The 1,345-nt window shown below is 37.8% G+C and carries 1 protein-coding gene; it reads left to right on the top strand.

Annotated features, from left to right (window positions below):
- Positions 1 to 253 precede the first annotated feature (253 nt).
- Positions 254 to 1,123, top strand: a complete 870-nt coding sequence (locus tag AC1DG9_RS27150) for a ThuA domain-containing protein (RefSeq protein ID WP_337714820.1) — start codon at positions 254 to 256, stop codon at positions 1,121 to 1,123.
- The last annotated feature ends 222 nt before the right edge of the window (positions 1,124 to 1,345 follow it).

Raw genomic sequence — 1,345 nt, 5'->3', positions numbered from 1 at the left:
GTAGATAATAATTTTAAGGGCTATTAATTTTTCGTAAAAATATGAAAATAAAATAATTCTGATATTTTTATCTCTTATTTAAAAAAGCCGACGTAAATAGACTGATTGGGCACGAAGTTGTGACAGACTATTCGTGCCTTTTAACTTGGTTTTTATTTTAATAATCATATTTTTGATTAACTCTTAAATAAATTGCTCTTCGGAGCTTTATTTTTTTAATTCATCTAGCTGACCAAATAAAAGTAGAACCACAATGAAAAATCTTAGGGGCATTATATGTTTAATTGCGACAAGCATATTGCTATTCAATTCACTCCATTCTTTTGGTCAAACCAAAAAACAGAAATCAAAAAAGCCTTTGGTTGTATTTGTAACCGGTGATCATGAATACAGTAGTGAAGCCACTATGCCACTTATAGCGGCAGAACTGGAAAAGAATTACGGAATGCGTACGATCGTTCTTAAATCCTCACCTGATTATAAATCAGAAGAAAACATTCCCGGCCTGGAAGCATTAAAAGACGCTGATCTGGCCGTGTTCTATCTACGATGGAGACGGTTGCCTGAAGATCAGGTAAAATACATTGACGATTATTTAAAATCGGGCAAGCCAGTAATGGGCTTCAGAACAACCACACATGCATTCAATTATCCGGCAGGGCACCCTCTTGAGAAGTGGAATGCTTTTGGCGAATTTGCATTGGGTGCGCCTCCGGGATGGGGTAAAGGCGGACATACACATTACGGACACAAATCTACCACGGATGTTTCGGTTATTCCTGCACAGGCAAAACACCCTATTTTAACGGGTGTGCCAAATAATTTCCATGTTGCCTCGTGGCTATACCATGTTTTGCCGCATTATCCGGTAAAAGGATCAACATGGTTATTAATGGGTAAATCTGTAAATCCGGACAAAGCGGCAGTAGACAACCCTGTTGCCTGGACCTGGAAAACAGCTGCAGGAGGTAACACTTTTATGACCACACTTGGCCATCCTGCAGATTTTAATGAAGAAGGTTTCCAAAGACTTGTCATAAATGCTGTTCACTGGACATTAGATAAACCTGTTCCAAAAAAATGGGCGGGAAAAATCGAAATGAATGTGCCATACAGAGAATAATAACACGATTTTAATCTACTTTTTAACCAAACATTACATTACCTAATACTTTATGGAACTTTCGATACATAACTGGATGCGATCCGAAACGATAGAAACAACCATTCGCAGAGCATCTAGTCTAGGCTACAACAAACTTGAAATTGCAGGGAGTCCTGAACATTATGATACCAATCAGGTACGTAAATTATTAAAAGAATACGGTTTAACATACGGTTTAAC

It is taken from the genome of Pedobacter sp. 05L430, assembly GCF_056397585.1.
Note: the sequence above shows the minus strand (reverse complement) of the source record. Positions and strands in the feature narration are given on the sequence as shown.